This window comes from Paenibacillus sp. FSL R5-0887 (genome assembly GCF_038002305.1).
GTDB lineage: Bacteria > Bacillota > Bacilli > Paenibacillales > Paenibacillaceae > Paenibacillus_AQ > Paenibacillus_AQ odorifer.
The window spans coordinates 1,765,485-1,780,742 of record NZ_JBBOCE010000002.1 but is presented as its reverse complement, the minus strand read 5'-3'; the positions used below and the strand labels follow the sequence as shown (position 1 = coordinate 1,780,742).

Sequence of the window (15,258 nt, the reverse complement as noted above, 5' to 3'; positions counted from 1 at the left end):
GAGAATACAATCTCTGGCAGTGCCTTTTTGTGTTTGATGAATTTTTTTGAGAGTGATGTACGCATAAAACGTATAAAATAATAATATTGTGTTATATAACCTTACATAATTTAGAAAAGTTAATTGTCATGAATCCTTTAATCTGTTAAAATATCTTTAAGTTATTTCCGAAAATAGGGGGAATGGGGATATGAAAATAAAAAGTCGTGTTTTAATGTCAGTTTTTATATCATTTGTGGTGGTTGCATTGGTAGGTTGTGGAGCAAATAACAGTAAAGCTGGTAACGAATCCTCAGCGGAGAAAATTAAGTTTGCCAGTGATGCCAGCTACGCTCCTATGGAGTATATGGACACGGATAAAATCAAAGGATTCGACATCGATTTCATTAAGGCAGTTATGGAAGAAGCGGGAATAGACTATGACGTAACGAACACAGGCTGGGAAACGATGCTGCAAAGTGTGAAGCAGGGAACGGAGTATCAAGCAGGGCTATCTTCAGTATCGATTACGGATGAACGTAAAGAAACCTATGACTATTCCATCCCTTATTTCGAATCTACCAATATGATTATGGTTAAAGAAGGCAGCGACATCAAAAACGCACTTGATCTTAAAGATAAAGTAGTTGCAATACAAGGGGCCACAACTGCAGATGACCTGATGAGCGGAATAATGGGTGTCGACAACCCTAACTTGAAACGTTTTGACAGCAATGCGGTGGCATTGATGGAGCTGAATGGCGGCGGAGCCGATGCGGTCGTAGCAGATATTGCCATTGTACGTGAGTACATGAAAAACAATCCTAAGCAGAAGCTGGTGGGGATTGTAGACACGGAGAATTTCGGAGCGGAATATTACGGCATTCTTTACCCTAAGGGCAGTGAGTTAAAAGCGAAACTGGATCCGGCTATTAAGAAGGTATTGGAAAACGGAAAGTACGCGGAAATCTACAAAACTTGGTTCGGCGAAGAACCTAACCTGGATAGCTTATTGAAGGCAAAATAAGGAAAAAACCTAATAAGCATGCGTAATGATAGCTTAGCTATTGCGCATGCTTATTTTTTTAAAGAGAGATGACATAAAGAAGAGAAGGGGAGAGTCCTATGGATTTTAGAATGGACATTATCATTCATTATTTGCCCGTCCTTTTAAAAGGGACACTGCTGACTATCGGTATTTCTGTAGTTTCTATTTTATTTGGCTCTATTTTGGGACTGGGGATCGGATTTGGCAAAATGGCCCCAAAATGGTATTTGCGCTGGCCTTTTCATTCATATATCAATTTTTTTCGAGGAACACCACTGTATGTGCAGATTCTGATTGTTCACTTTGGAGTGATTCCCCCGCTTTACGGCAAAACCAATGCTCTAATTACTGCGTTTGTTGCTCTGTCGCTTAATTCGGCTGCTTATTCGGCTGAGATTTTTCGGGCAGGCATTCAGTCGGTTGATCGTGGACAACGGGAAGCGGCTATTTCACTGGGGATGACTAGTCGGCAAGCGATGAGATTTATTATTTTACCGCAAGCGATCAAACGGATGGTTCCGGCTTTTGGTAACGAGTTTATTGTGCTTGTGAAAGACTCCTCTCTTCTGGCTTTGGTGGCTGCACCGGAAATAATGTACTGGACCAACACGATGAAAGGGCAATATTTGCGGATATGGGAGCCTTATTTGACAGCGGCACTTATTTATTTCATTCTTACCTATTCTCTTAGCAAGCTGCTGAATTACGTTGAACGGAGGCTGAAATAGGATGGAGCCTATGATTTCAGTACGGAACTTACATAAATCATTTGGAACAAATACGGTGCTGGCCGACATAAGTATCGATATTTTCAGTCAGGAGGTAGTGGTGGTTATTGGACCGTCCGGATCGGGTAAATCCACCTTTTTGCGTTGCCTTAATTTACTGGAGCAGCCGCAGGCCGGCGAGATTGTAATTGAAGGCACTTCTTTGATGGCGGCGAGTACGAAGATTAACGATATCCGTACAGAGCTTGGGATGGTGTTTCAGCAGTTTAATCTATTTCCTCATATGAGGGTTATAGAAAACATTATGCTGGCGCCGGTTCAGGTGCGTAAATGGTCTCCGGATAAAGCGCGGCAAAAAGCGCTGGAGCTGCTGCGAAAAGTAGGTCTAAGTGAAAAAGCAGAGATGTATCCAGCCTCATTGTCTGGGGGTCAGGCTCAGCGGGTAGCGATTGCAAGGGCGCTGGCTATGGAGCCCCAAATTATGCTCTTTGACGAACCAACCTCAGCGCTTGACCCGGAGATGGTGGGGGAAGTGCTGGCGGTGATGAAGGAACTGGCCCGTGAGGGGATGACGATGGTCGTGGTGACACATGAAATGGGCTTTGCGCGTGAGGTGGGGGATCGGGTGCTGTTCATGGAACAAGGTGAGATTGTGGAAGAAGGAAGTCCGGAGCAGCTGTTCGGAAATCCTATGCAAGAACGGACACGATCCTTTCTATCAAAGGTGCTGTAATTTTGTGGAAAGTAGAATCTTGTTATTTTATCAGGTATATTAGAAGAGTAACGGTTATTTCAGGGATTTATATGCAAAATCTGTCGGAACGTGGAGAGGAGGCTCTTGGGATATCTTTTGTTATCATAATCTAGCAGTGATAGAGGGAGAATACGATGAGCACATTTAAAAACTGGTTGAATACAGCCAAAAGCGGACTTACAGATCAAGTGAAGAAATTCAAAAATAAAGATTTCATGAATGCGGTAGTTGCAGGCTGCGCTTTGGTCGCTGCGGCGGACGGTAAAATAGAAGAAGCAGAGAAAAACAAAATGGCCGGCTATATGAATATGAGTAATGAATTGAAGGTATTTGACATGAGAGATGTCATTGCTCAATTCAACTATTACGTAAGTAACTTCGAATTTTCACCAGAAATAGGAAAACAAGAAGCTTTGAAAGCGATCGCTAAGTTTAGCGGCAAACCAGAAGCGGGCCGTCTGATCGTGGGTGTATGCTCGGCAATTGGATCAGCTGATGGTGATTTTGATGATTACGAAAAAGCAGTTGTGCGGAATATTTGTGGCGTCTTAGGATTAAACCCTAGCGAATTCAGTTTATAAATTAGGTGAAGTCATAGATAAAAGTTCGTTGAAACGTAATTTATTCTTTATCGTATCACTGATATAACACCTAAAAGCTAGACTAACAGATAATGATTTTTATCGGAAACGGAGGTACGTTGATTTGGCTGGAATTAATCTGGTAAAAGGTCAAAAGATTGATTTGACTAAAGGTAATGCGGGCTTGTCCAATGTAATTGTGGGCTTAGGCTGGGATCCAATTGAAGCCTCGCGGGGATTCTTTGGAGTCAAGAAACAGGCGAATGTCGACTGTGATGCCTCAGCACTGCTATTAAATGAGGATGGTAAGCTAACTAAGAAGGGTAACCTGATCTGCTTCCACAACAAGCAAAGTCCTTGCAACTCGGTCATTCATTCCGGAGATAATCTGACGGGTGAAGGCGACGGAGATGACGAGCAAATCATGGTTAATTTGAAAGCCATTCCTGCCGATGTTCACAAGGTTCTGGTTGTCGTTAACATTTACGATGCGGTGAATCGCAAACAGGATTTTGGAATGATCAAATCAGCGTATATTCGGGTAATAAATGCTGCCGGGAATAGTGAATTGATTAAATTCAACTTGTCAGACAACTACACAGGTTTTACGGCACTTATTTGTGGAGAGCTTTACCGCCAAGGTGGAGAATGGAAGTTCGCTGCAATTGGTGAAGGCAGCCACGCCGCTCATATCAATCAACTTGCAGAACGCTACGTATAATCCAAATATAAGAAAAGAGGTATGTAATCATGGCAATTAATCTATCCAAAGGTCAAAAAATCGATTTAACGAAAACAAACCCAGGTCTATCCAAAATCACAGTAGGTCTTGGTTGGGACACTAATAAATATGACGGCGGAAAAGATTTCGATTTGGACGTATCCGTCTTTTTGACCAATGCTAGTGGTAAAGTTGATAAAGAAACCAACTTCATTTTCTTCAATAACAAGCAAAATGAGAATGCTTCTGTTGTTCATACCGGAGATAACCGTACAGGTGAAGGCGATGGTGATGATGAGCAGGTTCAAGTGGATCTTCAGAACATCCCTGCTGATGTAGACAAAGTAGCTTTTACTATTACAATTTATGATGCTGAAGCAAGAAGCCAAAACTTTGGACAAGTCTCCCGTTCCTACGTTCGTATCGTAAACGATCTGAACAATGAAGAATTGATTCGTTTCGACCTCGGTGAGGATTTCTCTATTGAAACTGGTGTCGTTGTAGGCGAATTGTATCGTAACGGTGCAGAATGGAAGTTCAATGCTATCGGCAGTGGCTACAAAGACGGCTTGAGCGGTTTGACTCGCGACTACGGCCTGCAATAAATTTCATTCTGCATGCTAAGATGAATTGAATTCATAAATGAAAGAAGGTTTTGTCAGTGACGATCAGTCTCTCTAAAGGACAACGGATTGATCTTACCAAGACTAATCCGGGTTTGACGAAGGTAGTAGTAGGCTTGGGCTGGGATACTAATAAGTATAGCGGCGGCCAAGATTTTGACCTTGATGCCTCAGCCTTTTTACTGCATGAAGATGGTAAGGCCAAGGGCTCCGATGATTTTGTATTCTACAACAATCCTTCGGGTGGCGCAGGTTCCTTGACTCATACGGGGGATAACCGTACAGGTGAGGGTGACGGAGATGACGAGCAGATTGTTGTTGATTTCAGCAAAATCCCTGCTCATATTCAGCGCATCGGAATAACGGTAACGATCTATGATTATGAAACTCGGGCACAAAACTTTGGACAGGTTTCCAATGCTTTTGTACGTGTAGTAGATGCTTCTAATGATCGTGAAGTGCTTCGCTTCGACTTAGGTGAAGACTTTTCAACTGAAACAGCTGTTGTATTCTGTGAGTTCTACCGCAATGGTGCGGATTGGAAGTTCCAGGCGATTGGAAGTGGCTTTGCCGGCGGTCTAAGCGCTTTATGCAGAAACTATGGACTGGACGCGCAATAACATCCAAGTGGGCGGGGTCATTACCGATCCTGCCCTTTTTATAAATATTTAGAGCAGTACAGACTCCACTTTGTGGGGTTCTTTTTTACAAAATTATTAGTTGGTTTACTCCATTTATAAAGGTGGCGTAAGAATGAGTGTTAACGTAGTCAAAGGGCAAAAAGCTGATCTGACCAAAGGCAATGCTGGACTTCATTCTATAATCGTAGAGATCGGCTGGAATGCTCCGGCTGCTCTGGAGATTGATAGCTCTGCTTTCCTGCTTGGATCAGAGGGTAAAGTAAGTAAAGACGAGGATTTAATATTTTATAATAATCCAGCCACATCTTATATTAGGTATAAGGATGTGCCAGGATTCAATGACCGCAAGCAATTCGAAGTTCAATTGGATAAGATTCCTTCCGATGTGATGAAGATTGCCTTTACGCTTACCATTTATGATGGGGAGAAAAGGGGTCAAAGTTTTGGGCAAGTTAGTCAGGCCTATTTTCGGATTCTCAATCAAGTGACAGGTGCGGAACTGCTCCGATGTGATCTCGACAATCTTTTCTCCGTGGAAACGGCCATTGTGGTAGGGGAATTATATAGATATAACAGTGAATGGAAGTTCAGTGCCATTGCAGCGGGGTTTGCCGGAGGTTTGAAAGAGATATGCAGCAACTTCGGTATTGAAGCGAATGAGGAGCCTGCTCCTGCTGCTCCACAGCCGGAGGTTAAGCCGCAGATTCCACCACAAATCTTCGCAACGCCGCCTGCGCAGCCAGTGAAACGTGAAGAAAGCTCTCCACCCACACCTCCGCCTTCGCCAATGAATCTCAACTTGAAGAAAATCGAGCTGAAGAAAAAAGGCGATTCCATCAATTTGAAAAAATCAGCCAGTGGTGATTTAGGGGAAGTGTTGATTAATCTCAACTGGAACCAGAAACAGGGCGGACTCTTTAGTCGTAAAAATGGCGTAGATCTAGATCTTGCTTGTCTGTATGAACTGAAGAATGGCAGTAAAGGAGTGGTACAAGCGTTGGGCAATGCCTTTGGCTCATTGAATCAACCTCCTTATGTCATGCTTGATGGGGATGATCGGACAGGCTCCGTAACTACTGGTGAGAATTTGCGTATAAATGGTATCAAAATTTCCGAGATTGAACGCATTCTAGTGTTTTCCTTTATTTATAAAGGGGTAACCAACTGGTCGGAGGCCGATGGGGTTGTCACCATCAAACAAGGCGGAGGACCTGATATCATTGTAAATTTGGACGAGCATAACAACCGTAAAGGGATGTGTGCCATTGCGTTATTCCGGAATGTAAGCAATGAAACATTTAGTGTTGAACGGCTGGTGCAATATTACAGTGGTCATCGTGAGATGGATGAAGCCTATGGCTGGGGACTGCGCTGGGTTGCGGGCAGCAAATAATCGATTTTACCGGAGGCGCAAAGTGTAATGGATTGGTTCGCAGATTTTTTTAGAAATATTAGTGAGAATTACGGGCATTTTTTCTCATGGAGTGATGTAGTAGGTACACTCTCTGATCCTGTGAGCTGGGGGATTATCGGGAGCTTAATTCTACTAGAAGGTTTGCTCTCTGCAGATAATGCGCTTGTGCTTGCCGTTATGGTTAAGCATCTACCTAAGGAGCAGCAGAAAAAGGCGCTTTTCTACGGTATCTTAGGGGCTTATTTGTTCAGATTCCTGGCCATTGGACTAGGAACATTTCTTATTAAGTTTACTTTGGTTAAGGTTCTTGGTGCACTGTATCTCTTTTATATCGCATATAAAGGTTTATTTAAAGGTAGTGGCGAAGAGCATACGGAGAATAAAGGCACTTCTTTTTGGAAGACGGTTCTCCTTGTTGAATTAATGGATATTGCTTTCAGTATTGACAGTGTTATTGCAGCATTTGGACTTAGCGATCAGGTTTGGGTTCTCTTTATGGGTGGTATCTTAGGGGTTCTGATGATGCGCGGAGTGGCGCAGGTATTCTTGAAGCTTATTGATAAATTCCCTGAATTGGAACAGGCAGCGTTCCTGCTTATCGCCATTATTGCGGGTAAGATGCTAGCGGGTGCTTTTGGTTTTGAATTGCCGCATGTCGTATTCTTTACAATCCTTATAGCGGTATTCGTGGGTACGATCCTCTATAGTGCTAGACGTAAGAAAAAAGATGCCCATAAAAGTGCATGATTAAAAAAGTAATTGCATCATAGAGAAGTCGGAGCCGATCATGCAAGAATAGAAACGCCTGCTTCTTTCAGGTAATCGTATATGTTATAGCGTAGGCCTTCACTTATATTTGAGAGAGCCAAGATGCCATCCCCAAGGGAGAGTATTGCCGGTTCTGACACTCTCTATGAGGAGAGGTCTACGCTTGTTTTGCTTGGCTTCGCAAAACTATAAGGGGGAACCGATTTGAGATACTTCGATTACCTGACGAAAGAACAAGAAATCTCTTTGTTTTACACTCCGCCTATCTCATTTGATCATACCACGAACAAGGAACTGCTAGCCTACGCTGTCGGCGCTGCCCTCTATATGCCGGCTACCCGTGCAAGTGTTGCAGAAGACATCATTAAGCTCAAGAATGCAGGTCTAGTGACGGTTATTATAGATCTGGAGGACGCAATCGGAGATGACCAGGTTGACAATGCAGAGGAGTCTATTATCCAGCATCTTATTTACCTAGCTGCTTACGCAGAAAATGAGCTGGATTCATCGAACAGCCTCCCGCTTCTTTTTATACGAGTACGTAACCCGGACCAACTCCGGCAAATGATTTTCCGCTTGGGATCCTTGGTAACGATGTTAACAGGGTTTGTATTTCCTAAGTTCTCTGTGGACAATGGAATTCAATATTTTGAAACGTTAGCTGAGTACAACAATACGCGTGGTTATAATGATCCTGTGCTTTACGGGATGCCAATCTTGGAAACTGCACCTATTATTTATCGGGAAAGTCGAGTGGACAGTCTGCTATCTATCCGTGATTTACTCCGTAATTACCGTGAACTTGTCCTAAACGTCAGAATTGGGGCAACGGATTTCTCCAGCCTGTTCGGACTGCGTCGCAGTCCTGATGTTAGTATTTATGATCTTACTCCTATCCGTGACTGTATCTCGGACATTATCAATGTGTTTGGGCGGGTTGAAGAGGGATATGTGATCTCAGGACCTGTCTGGGAGTATTTTGCGAATAAAGGTCATCGAGTTCTCCGGCCGCAGCTACGGCAGACGCCATTTGAGGATACTTACGGCAAAAACGGCCGTGATATGCGGAATAGCTATATCTCGAGCAGTGTGGACGGGCTAATTCGCGAGGTTATTTTGGATAAAGAGAATGGAATTGTGGGTAAGACGATTATTCATCCTTCTCACCTCAGACCTGTTCAGGCGATGTATACGGTGATGCATGAGGAATACGTCGACGCTTTAAGCATTGTAGAAAGTAATGATGGCAGTCTGGGCGTGTTTAAGAGTCAATATTTTAATAAAATGAACGAAATTAAGCCCCATCTGAACTGGGCAAGACGAATTTTACTACGATCTCAAATATACGGGGTGTTACATGAACAACAGCATTTTGTCGGATTATTACCCGAAAACGAATTTACGCACGTATAACATAGTCGAGAACCTGCAAGTGAATGTAACCGAAACCTTTAACCCCTTTCATATGCCTCTGGATTCTTTATTTTCTATGGCGGCGCGAATTAATAAAAAACGAACTTTTCTGTTTGTCAGTAAGGTGCTTGGCAAGCATATCCCCGTCGATCCGTATACTTCACTTCTAAGCGGAGCAGCGTTGGCGCTGCTGTTATATCAGGAGATGAACGGCGATTCCGTGGATAGTGATCGTATGACAAAGCTATTGGATATGGCGGTTCATGGGCTGATTCATCCTGAATTTGCTAAGGAAGCCTATCAACATTTACTAGCGGCCCGGCTGGTTTTGCCCAAGCCTGTGGTTTTTATTGGATTCGCAGAAACGGCAACTGCACTGGGTCACAGTGTGTACAACATCTTTGCTGAGCAGGCATCCTATATTCATACTACGCGTGAGCATATTCCTGATTTGGAGTCTGTTGTAAGTTTTGTAGAAGAGCATTCCCATGCAGTTGATCATCTATGTTATGCCTTGGATACCGAACTCTTATCTGGGACAGAGCCCATTATATTGGTAGATGACGAGATTACGACCGGGAAAACCGCGATCAATACAATTCGAGATATTCAGTCAAAATTCCCGCGGGAGGAATATGTGGTAGTCTCTCTTCTGGATTGGAGAAGCGGCAGCAATCTTCAACACTATAGTGAGCTTGAGCAGGAGCTGGGGATTCGCATTAAGTCGTTATGTCTGCTGCAAGGGAATATTGAAGTGATAGGTTCACCGGTGTTTAATAAGGATACTGAGCAGCTGGATAGAGAGGCCATTTTTGAGTGTGAGGTTGTAACTACTTATGCTCAAGATGGAATGGAACGACTGGAGGTATCCTCTATCGATTCCTATGGTGAGATCAACACAGCGCCGTATATGAAATATAGTGGACGGTTCGGAATGGAGTCACAGGATAATCTGGAGCTTGATCAGGGTGTGAAACGAATAGCTGAGCAGCTGCGGCAATTGCGTAGAGGACCGAAAGCCTTGGTAATGGGTGTAGGAGAATTTATGTATCTTCCGATGAGAGTGGCGGCGGAAATGGGGGAAGGGATTGCTTACCAGTCTTCCACTAGAAGTCCAATCCACCCTGAGCGTCGGTCGGATTATGGGGTACATAGTGCTGCTGCGTATCCTTCAGCTGGTGATCCGGAAATCACAAACTTTATTTATAATATAGCTCCTGGTCAATACGATGATATATTTGTGCTGATTGAGCGTGATGTACCGCATGAGCGTATGAAACCTATGCTTGATATACTGAAGAAACTGGCCCGCCATAAAGTGCATCTTATTGTACTGACCTCGGAAAGAAGAAGTGGAGGCCCTACCTATGAAGGGAACAGTAACTGAAAAAATTCTAAACAGAAGTATAGCCGAACCGGTTCCGCTAGGCAGCTATTCTCCGTCAGATGTTATATTTTTGCTTAAGGATCTGAGCGATGTTTCACTGGAGCGGGCGACTGACGAAAGAGAGGCCGCCATTCAATCAGGTGTACACTACTCTGAGATGCTGCCCGTGGAATATCAGCCTACTGAGCAGTATATTGAGTTATTTCACGAGACGCTGGAGCAATCTGCGGAGAAGGTCGCTCTAGCAGTAGCGGTAGTCTCTGAGATGATTGTCGCTCAAAGGGGACTTGATACGGTGTTAGTCTCTTTGGCAAGAGCGGGAACGCCAATTGGTGTACTGATTAAGCGTTATATCCAAGAGCGATATGGTGCTGATCTGCCGCATTATAGTATCTCTATCATTCGGGGCAAGGGGATTGATGAGAACGCAATCCTTTATATTCTGCAAAAGCACGGGCTTGACGCTGATTTGCAGTTTGTCGACGGATGGACGGGGAAAGGGGCTATTCGCCAGGTATTGATTGAAGCGTGCAACAGCCTGTATGAGAAATATGGCATTCGGCTAAATGATGACCTGGCCGTATTGGCTGATCCCGGGAACTGTTCAGGCACGTTCGGGACTAGAGAGGATTATCTTATTCCTAGTGCATGCCTCAATTCTACGGTGTCAGGACTGATGAGCCGGACAGTGCTGCGCGATGATTTAATCGGTCCGGAAGAATTCCATGGGGCTAAATTCTACAAGGAATGGCTCGATACGGATGTATCCAATGTATTCATTGCGGCGATCTGCCCGTATTTCTCCTCCGTTGCGGAAAAAGCACAAGCGATTGCTGAACAGATGCAGCAATCGCCGCCAGAAATTACATGGCAGGGTCTGCGTGATATTCAGAGTATTCAAGAAGTGTTCGGCATAGATAACATCAATTTGGTCAAGCCCGGAGTCGGAGAAACTACCCGAGTGCTGCTGCGCAGAGTACCGTGGAAGATTCTTGTCGATACTATGGATAATCCAAATCTTCGTCATATTATTCTCTTAGCAGAGGATAGAGGGGTTCCAGTAGAAGTATTCCCTGGACTCACCTACTCCTGTTGCGGGATTATTAAGCCGCTGAGAGGTGAGACGGAATGATCTATGCCAGTGATTTGGACCGAACGTTAATCTATTCCTTAAATGCAATCGGTGTCCCGGAGAATACTCCGGGCCTGGTCCCTGCGGAGGCTGTGGATGGTAAGACGGTTTCATACATTTCGCAAAAAGCATTGGCTGATCTGATGGAGCTTACTTCCCGTATTATCTTTATGCCCGTTACAACACGTACAATAGCGCAGTATAAGCGTATTAATCTGTTTCAAGACACGATTATTCCAGACTACGCGATTACTAGTAATGGCGGGAATATTCTGATTGGTGGCGAAGTAGATAAAAGCTGGAGAGCTTCTGTGGGCAGACTTGTTCAAAATGAATCGGCTGCGGCAGAAGAAGTTAGAATGCACGTTAGGTCTGTAGTGCACGAGGAATGGATCATTAGTGAGCGGTATTGTGATGATTTATTCTATACTTTTGTAGTAGTTCGTGATTTATTACCTATGGATGAGATCACGAATCTGGCAGAGCGATTATATGATTTGGGCTGGCGGGTATCCTTACAAGGGCGCAAGCTATATGTCGTTCCTGCCGCTGTGAATAAAAGTGATGCGATTGTTCATGTGCGCCGGACGGTTCGTTCAGAACCGATGGTAGCATCGGGAGATTCCTTGTTGGATAAGAGTTTACTAGAAAGTGCGGACTATGCGATTGCTCCTTGTCATGGAGAAATATTTGCAGAGCAGCAGAGTGGTCTTGTAAAATCAAGGTATCCCTTTACGAAGCAAGCGGGTGTTTTTGCTGGTGATGAAATTCTACAGTATGTAAACATGATCTATAATAACTTAACCGTATTGGGAGTTGGGCCACTATGAAAAAGGTAAACATTTATTTCAATCGCTGGTTTTCCGTCGCTTACCATTATATGAATCTCATCCGCAATAATGAGGATGGCGTTCCTGTAAAAATCTTCGCCACGCATCCTGATATTCACCATATGTCCCTTCAAGGTGCTGATGTTGCTGGGACTGAACCAGCACTGACTGGAATAGAATATGTTCAATTCTGCGTGGATTTCTGTCGCCGCAATGAGATCGATATCTTCATTCCACGGTTACATATGCTGGATATAGCTTTGCATGCTGCTATGTTTGATGCGATTGGCACCAAGGTTCTAGTCTGTAGAGATTTGGACTTATTGGAGACCATCATGGATAAGGGGAAGTTCTACGAAAGTGTTAAGGAAACAGGGATTATGACAATTCCTGATTATCATGTGGTGAGTACAGCAGAGCAGTTCAAAGAGGCTTATCATGATCTTGTAGCCAAAGGACACCACGTATGCTTTAAACCCACGGAGACAGAGGGAGGCCTTGGCTTCCGTATCATTGATAACACACGTAGTCCTTTACAGGAGCTGTTTGGTCATGTAACTCCGCTGATATCCTTCGATGAGGCCTATCGTATTCTGGGAAGTGAACCTACATTCCCTGAACTTATGGTGATGGAATTGCTGGAAGGTTATGAATACAGTATAGATTGCTTGTCAGATGAGAATGGCAGGCTGTTAGCGGCTGTACCCCGTCGTAAAGCTGGCGGTCGTCTGCGGCTGATGGAGCATATTCCGGAGCTGGAGGAGATCGCTTCCCGGGTAGCAGAGGTATATAAAATACCTTTCAATTTCAATATTCAAATGAAGTATAGTGGTGGAATTCCTAAACTGCTGGAGATTAACCCCCGGATGTCTGGAGGTCTTCATATTTCTTGTCTGTCTGGAATTAACTTTCCATACCTGGCTGTCAAAAGTGCACTCGGCGGAGAGGTCCAGCCTGCGGAGTTCGGCGATAATGTGCTTGCCAGCCATGTAGAGCAGCCGCTAATTATGAAAATAAACGGCGAATCCGTAATTCCGGATCCCGTGAATTGAGCGTTCGCAATCTCGCTCACAAGAGGTGAGAAAAATTAAATTTAAATCGAAAATATTGCTGTATGCCGGTATTGGCTATGTTGTCGCTGTATTAACGAGTTCTTTTTTGCCTGAGTTACTCTCCTTGCTGTTGCCTGTAGCGGGTGCAGCGGTAGGGGTTCTTGCAACGAGAAGTCCAAGAACCAACCTTCCGGCTGAGGTGCTGCCAGCAGGTCCAGAGACGGTGCCTGTTGCTCCAGCTCCCTCTGCAAATGCTCCGCAATTACCTAGTGTGGCAAATAATGCTGCACCAGGTAATCCGGGCAATAGTGGTAGAACTGAGGCCGAACCAACGAAGATTGGACCGGAATTTGCTCCAGTAGTTGAGTACCTTAGCATTCTGGAAGATATGATTATCTCCGAGGGGCAGAAGGATACACTGGACAATGAAATTGTCGAGAAATCACTGGCGCTTTTTGCGAGACTTCAACGTGTAATTCCGCTGCTGCAGGAGCTCAATAATGGCGATATTAATCATACGGTCCGCAGATTGATTCTGAAGGATTTAAATGGTGTGATTAACCCATTTTTGCGCCTAAGTGGTGAAGCGAAGACGAAGAATCGGAGAACGCTGCTGAACGGTCTAAGAGATGTTGATTCCAAAATATCGGATATTGCTTCGACGATCGAACATAAAGACCTGATGGAACTTCAGACGAAGGCGGAACTGATTCATCAGCGGTATAGCAGTTCCGAATTATAGGAGGGAAACCCATGTCCACGCAGTTGATCCAATTAAAAAAAGAAGATGAACAAAAGGTAGTCGAAGAAGCCGCACAATTGATCGAGAAGGTATCCCAGACAGATACAGTCACGTTGGATTCTTTGATGGATGATATCGGGAAGCTTGGGGTGAAGACGCAGGAAAAAGCAGGCCAAACGCTCAAGCTGCTGGATCGTCCGGTAAATGACCTGATGTCCGGTAAGCGTGTTGAAGTGCCTAACATGATTATGAAGCTGCGGAATGAGTGTGAAAATCTGCAACAGAGTAAGAATGTTAGCTTTTTCGGCAAAATGCTGCGGAAGAGTCCGATGAAGAACTATGTGTACAAATATCAGTCTGTCCGCACAAATATTGATGCGATTGTTACTGGTCTACGCGACGGCAGAGATACCCTCGAAGAGAGTATTGTAAATATGCGCCAGCTGAAACGTACCTCTATGGAGGAGATCTATAACCTTCAAACCAAAATTGCCTTCGGCAATAAGCTAAAAGAGCTGTTCGAGGTGGAGATTGCGAAGCCTGAGAATGAGTTCCGTAAAGCTTATCTGGAGCGTGGTCTGCGTAAAGTGATGGTTCGTATTCAGTCCATGACAGAGATGATTCTGCTCTACAATCAAGCGATTGCTGCTACAGATATCATCAATGACAATAATGATAAACTGATCGATTCCGTAAATAATGCGATTGATAAAACTTCTAATCTGATTACAGTGTCGGCAATGATTGCGATGTCGCTGGCCGATCAGGAGAATGTTATCAACGCTGTAGAAGCAACAAATAAGACGATTGAAGATCAGTTTAAAGAAAATGCACGCTTGCTGCGTACGACTACAGAAAAAACGACCGAGCTTCTATCCAAACCTTCCATGTCTATGGAAGCCGTGAATCAAGCGATCGGGGATTTGCTTAGCGCATTGGATACTTCGGAACAGTCAAACCGTCGCATTATCGAAAGCTGCCAGGATTATACATCCAAAATGACGACGATCAATACCCAACTGGGCAATCGTCTAGGACTCAATGAAGCGGACAAGCCTGAGGCGCTGAAACAAGGTGAAGCAGAGAGCCAACTGAGCAGCTTCTTGAACTAATTGTTTTTAAAAAAAGTTCATAAAAATATAGCAGAGCAGTGAGTCTTCATTTCTGGGGGGTTCGCTGCTCTGCTTTTTTTTGGATATGAAGTAGCTTACTTCAACTACATAGGCGTAAACGTGATCTAATCAAATGAAGTTTACTGTAGCCAAACATAAAGCCCTATTCAAATACATAAGTTGTCACAAGACTACATGTGGAGGAAGTGGGGATAGGCTATGGTTTTAGGCTGTTTGATACTCGTGCTTATCATCGTCGCCAGCAGTGAAAAAGCAGAAGCCATTGCTAAAATGAATGAAGACAATTAGCAAGAGGTAGCTTCGCTTCCCCGT

The 15,258-nt window shown here is 44.2% G+C and carries 16 protein-coding genes; all 16 read left to right on the top strand.

The features are described 5' to 3' along the window. The first annotated feature begins 190 nt into the window (after positions 1 to 190). The 16 genes from MKY14_RS25750 (at position 191) to MKY14_RS25675 (ending at position 14,925) form a co-directional block, all read left to right on the top strand. Positions 191 to 1,006, top strand: a complete 816-nt coding sequence (locus MKY14_RS25750) for a transporter substrate-binding domain-containing protein (RefSeq protein WP_076185591.1) — start codon at positions 191 to 193, stop codon at positions 1,004 to 1,006. Between the two features lie 98 nt (positions 1,007 to 1,104). Beyond that, positions 1,105 to 1,755, top strand: a complete 651-nt coding sequence (locus MKY14_RS25745) for an amino acid ABC transporter permease (RefSeq protein ID WP_076124698.1) — start codon at positions 1,105 to 1,107, stop codon at positions 1,753 to 1,755. 10 nt (positions 1,756 to 1,765) lie between these two features. Then, positions 1,766 to 2,488 (top strand): amino acid ABC transporter ATP-binding protein, encoded by a 723-nt coding sequence (locus tag MKY14_RS25740; protein ID WP_076220274.1) that lies wholly within the window; start codon positions 1,766 to 1,768, stop codon positions 2,486 to 2,488. 155 nt (positions 2,489 to 2,643) lie between these two features. Next, on the top strand, positions 2,644 to 3,090 hold the full coding sequence (locus MKY14_RS25735; RefSeq protein ID WP_076124697.1) for a tellurite resistance TerB family protein: 447 nt from the start codon (positions 2,644 to 2,646) through the stop codon (positions 3,088 to 3,090). A 124-nt stretch (positions 3,091 to 3,214) separates the two neighbouring features. After that, complete coding sequence (locus tag MKY14_RS25730) at positions 3,215 to 3,811, top strand: TerD family protein (protein WP_076124695.1); 597 nt, start codon at positions 3,215 to 3,217, stop codon at positions 3,809 to 3,811. A 29-nt stretch (positions 3,812 to 3,840) separates the two neighbouring features. Continuing rightward, positions 3,841 to 4,416 carry a TerD family protein gene (locus MKY14_RS25725; RefSeq protein ID WP_036687420.1) on the top strand — a complete coding sequence of 192 codons (576 nt, stop codon included), beginning with the start codon at positions 3,841 to 3,843 and terminating at the stop codon, positions 4,414 to 4,416. 56 nt (positions 4,417 to 4,472) lie between these two features. Continuing rightward, positions 4,473 to 5,054, top strand: a complete 582-nt coding sequence (locus MKY14_RS25720) for a TerD family protein (RefSeq protein WP_036687422.1) — start codon at positions 4,473 to 4,475, stop codon at positions 5,052 to 5,054. 133 nt (positions 5,055 to 5,187) lie between these two features. Then, positions 5,188 to 6,468 (top strand): TerD family protein, encoded by a 1,281-nt coding sequence (locus MKY14_RS25715; RefSeq protein WP_076219209.1) that lies wholly within the window; start codon positions 5,188 to 5,190, stop codon positions 6,466 to 6,468. Between the two features lie 27 nt (positions 6,469 to 6,495). After that, positions 6,496 to 7,236: a TerC family protein gene (locus MKY14_RS25710; RefSeq protein ID WP_036687425.1), complete on the top strand. Its 741-nt coding sequence runs from the start codon at positions 6,496 to 6,498 to the stop codon at positions 7,234 to 7,236. A gap of 225 nt (positions 7,237 to 7,461) precedes the next feature. Then, the gene (locus tag MKY14_RS25705) at positions 7,462 to 8,670 is read left to right on the top strand and encodes an HpcH/HpaI aldolase/citrate lyase family protein (protein WP_232061116.1); all 1,209 of its coding nucleotides are present in this window, start codon (positions 7,462 to 7,464) and stop codon (positions 8,668 to 8,670) included. Beyond that, the gene (locus MKY14_RS25700) at positions 8,615 to 10,057 is read left to right on the top strand and encodes a phosphoribosyltransferase family protein (protein WP_081391898.1); all 1,443 of its coding nucleotides are present in this window, start codon (positions 8,615 to 8,617) and stop codon (positions 10,055 to 10,057) included. The genes MKY14_RS25705 and MKY14_RS25700 overlap by 56 nt, the downstream gene beginning before the upstream one ends. Next, entirely contained in the window at positions 10,038 to 11,189 is a 1,152-nt protein-coding gene (locus MKY14_RS25695) for a cysteine protease StiP family protein (protein WP_076304760.1), read from the top strand. Before MKY14_RS25700 ends, MKY14_RS25695 begins: the two co-directional genes overlap by 20 nt. Then, positions 11,186 to 12,019 carry an HAD family hydrolase gene (locus tag MKY14_RS25690; protein ID WP_340977653.1) on the top strand — a complete coding sequence of 278 codons (834 nt, stop codon included), beginning with the start codon at positions 11,186 to 11,188 and terminating at the stop codon, positions 12,017 to 12,019. The genes MKY14_RS25695 and MKY14_RS25690 overlap by 4 nt, the downstream gene beginning before the upstream one ends. Then, positions 12,016 to 13,071 (top strand): ATP-grasp domain-containing protein, encoded by a 1,056-nt coding sequence (locus tag MKY14_RS25685; protein ID WP_340977652.1) that lies wholly within the window; start codon positions 12,016 to 12,018, stop codon positions 13,069 to 13,071. The genes MKY14_RS25690 and MKY14_RS25685 overlap by 4 nt, the downstream gene beginning before the upstream one ends. Before the next feature lie 34 nt (positions 13,072 to 13,105). Continuing rightward, entirely contained in the window at positions 13,106 to 13,813 is a 708-nt protein-coding gene (locus MKY14_RS25680) for a hypothetical protein (protein ID WP_076278972.1), read from the top strand. A gap of 11 nt (positions 13,814 to 13,824) precedes the next feature. Continuing rightward, entirely contained in the window at positions 13,825 to 14,925 is a 1,101-nt protein-coding gene (locus MKY14_RS25675) for a toxic anion resistance protein (RefSeq protein ID WP_036687432.1), read from the top strand. The last annotated feature ends 333 nt before the right edge of the window (positions 14,926 to 15,258 follow it).

Bases quoted from the DNA above. Each gene is read 5' to 3' on its own strand.
- MKY14_RS25695 (WP_076304760.1), top strand. From the start codon at position 10,038: ATGAAGGGAACAGTAACTGAAAAAATTCTAAACAGAAGTATAGCCGAA.
- MKY14_RS25745 (WP_076124698.1), top strand. From the start codon at position 1,105: ATGGATTTTAGAATGGACATTATCATTCATTATTTGCCCGTCCTTTTA.
- MKY14_RS25685 (WP_340977652.1), top strand. From the start codon at position 12,016: ATGAAAAAGGTAAACATTTATTTCAATCGCTGGTTTTCCGTCGCTTAC.
- MKY14_RS25690 (WP_340977653.1), top strand. From the start codon at position 11,186: ATGATCTATGCCAGTGATTTGGACCGAACGTTAATCTATTCCTTAAAT.
- MKY14_RS25740 (WP_076220274.1), top strand. From the start codon at position 1,766: ATGATTTCAGTACGGAACTTACATAAATCATTTGGAACAAATACGGTG.
- MKY14_RS25700 (WP_081391898.1), top strand. From the start codon at position 8,615: ATGAACAACAGCATTTTGTCGGATTATTACCCGAAAACGAATTTACGC.
- MKY14_RS25725 (WP_036687420.1), top strand. From the start codon at position 3,841: ATGGCAATTAATCTATCCAAAGGTCAAAAAATCGATTTAACGAAAACA.
- MKY14_RS25710 (WP_036687425.1), top strand. From the start codon at position 6,496: ATGGATTGGTTCGCAGATTTTTTTAGAAATATTAGTGAGAATTACGGG.
- MKY14_RS25750 (WP_076185591.1), top strand. From the start codon at position 191: ATGAAAATAAAAAGTCGTGTTTTAATGTCAGTTTTTATATCATTTGTG.
- MKY14_RS25675 (WP_036687432.1), top strand. From the start codon at position 13,825: ATGTCCACGCAGTTGATCCAATTAAAAAAAGAAGATGAACAAAAGGTA.
- MKY14_RS25715 (WP_076219209.1), top strand. From the start codon at position 5,188: ATGAGTGTTAACGTAGTCAAAGGGCAAAAAGCTGATCTGACCAAAGGC.
- MKY14_RS25735 (WP_076124697.1), top strand. From the start codon at position 2,644: ATGAGCACATTTAAAAACTGGTTGAATACAGCCAAAAGCGGACTTACA.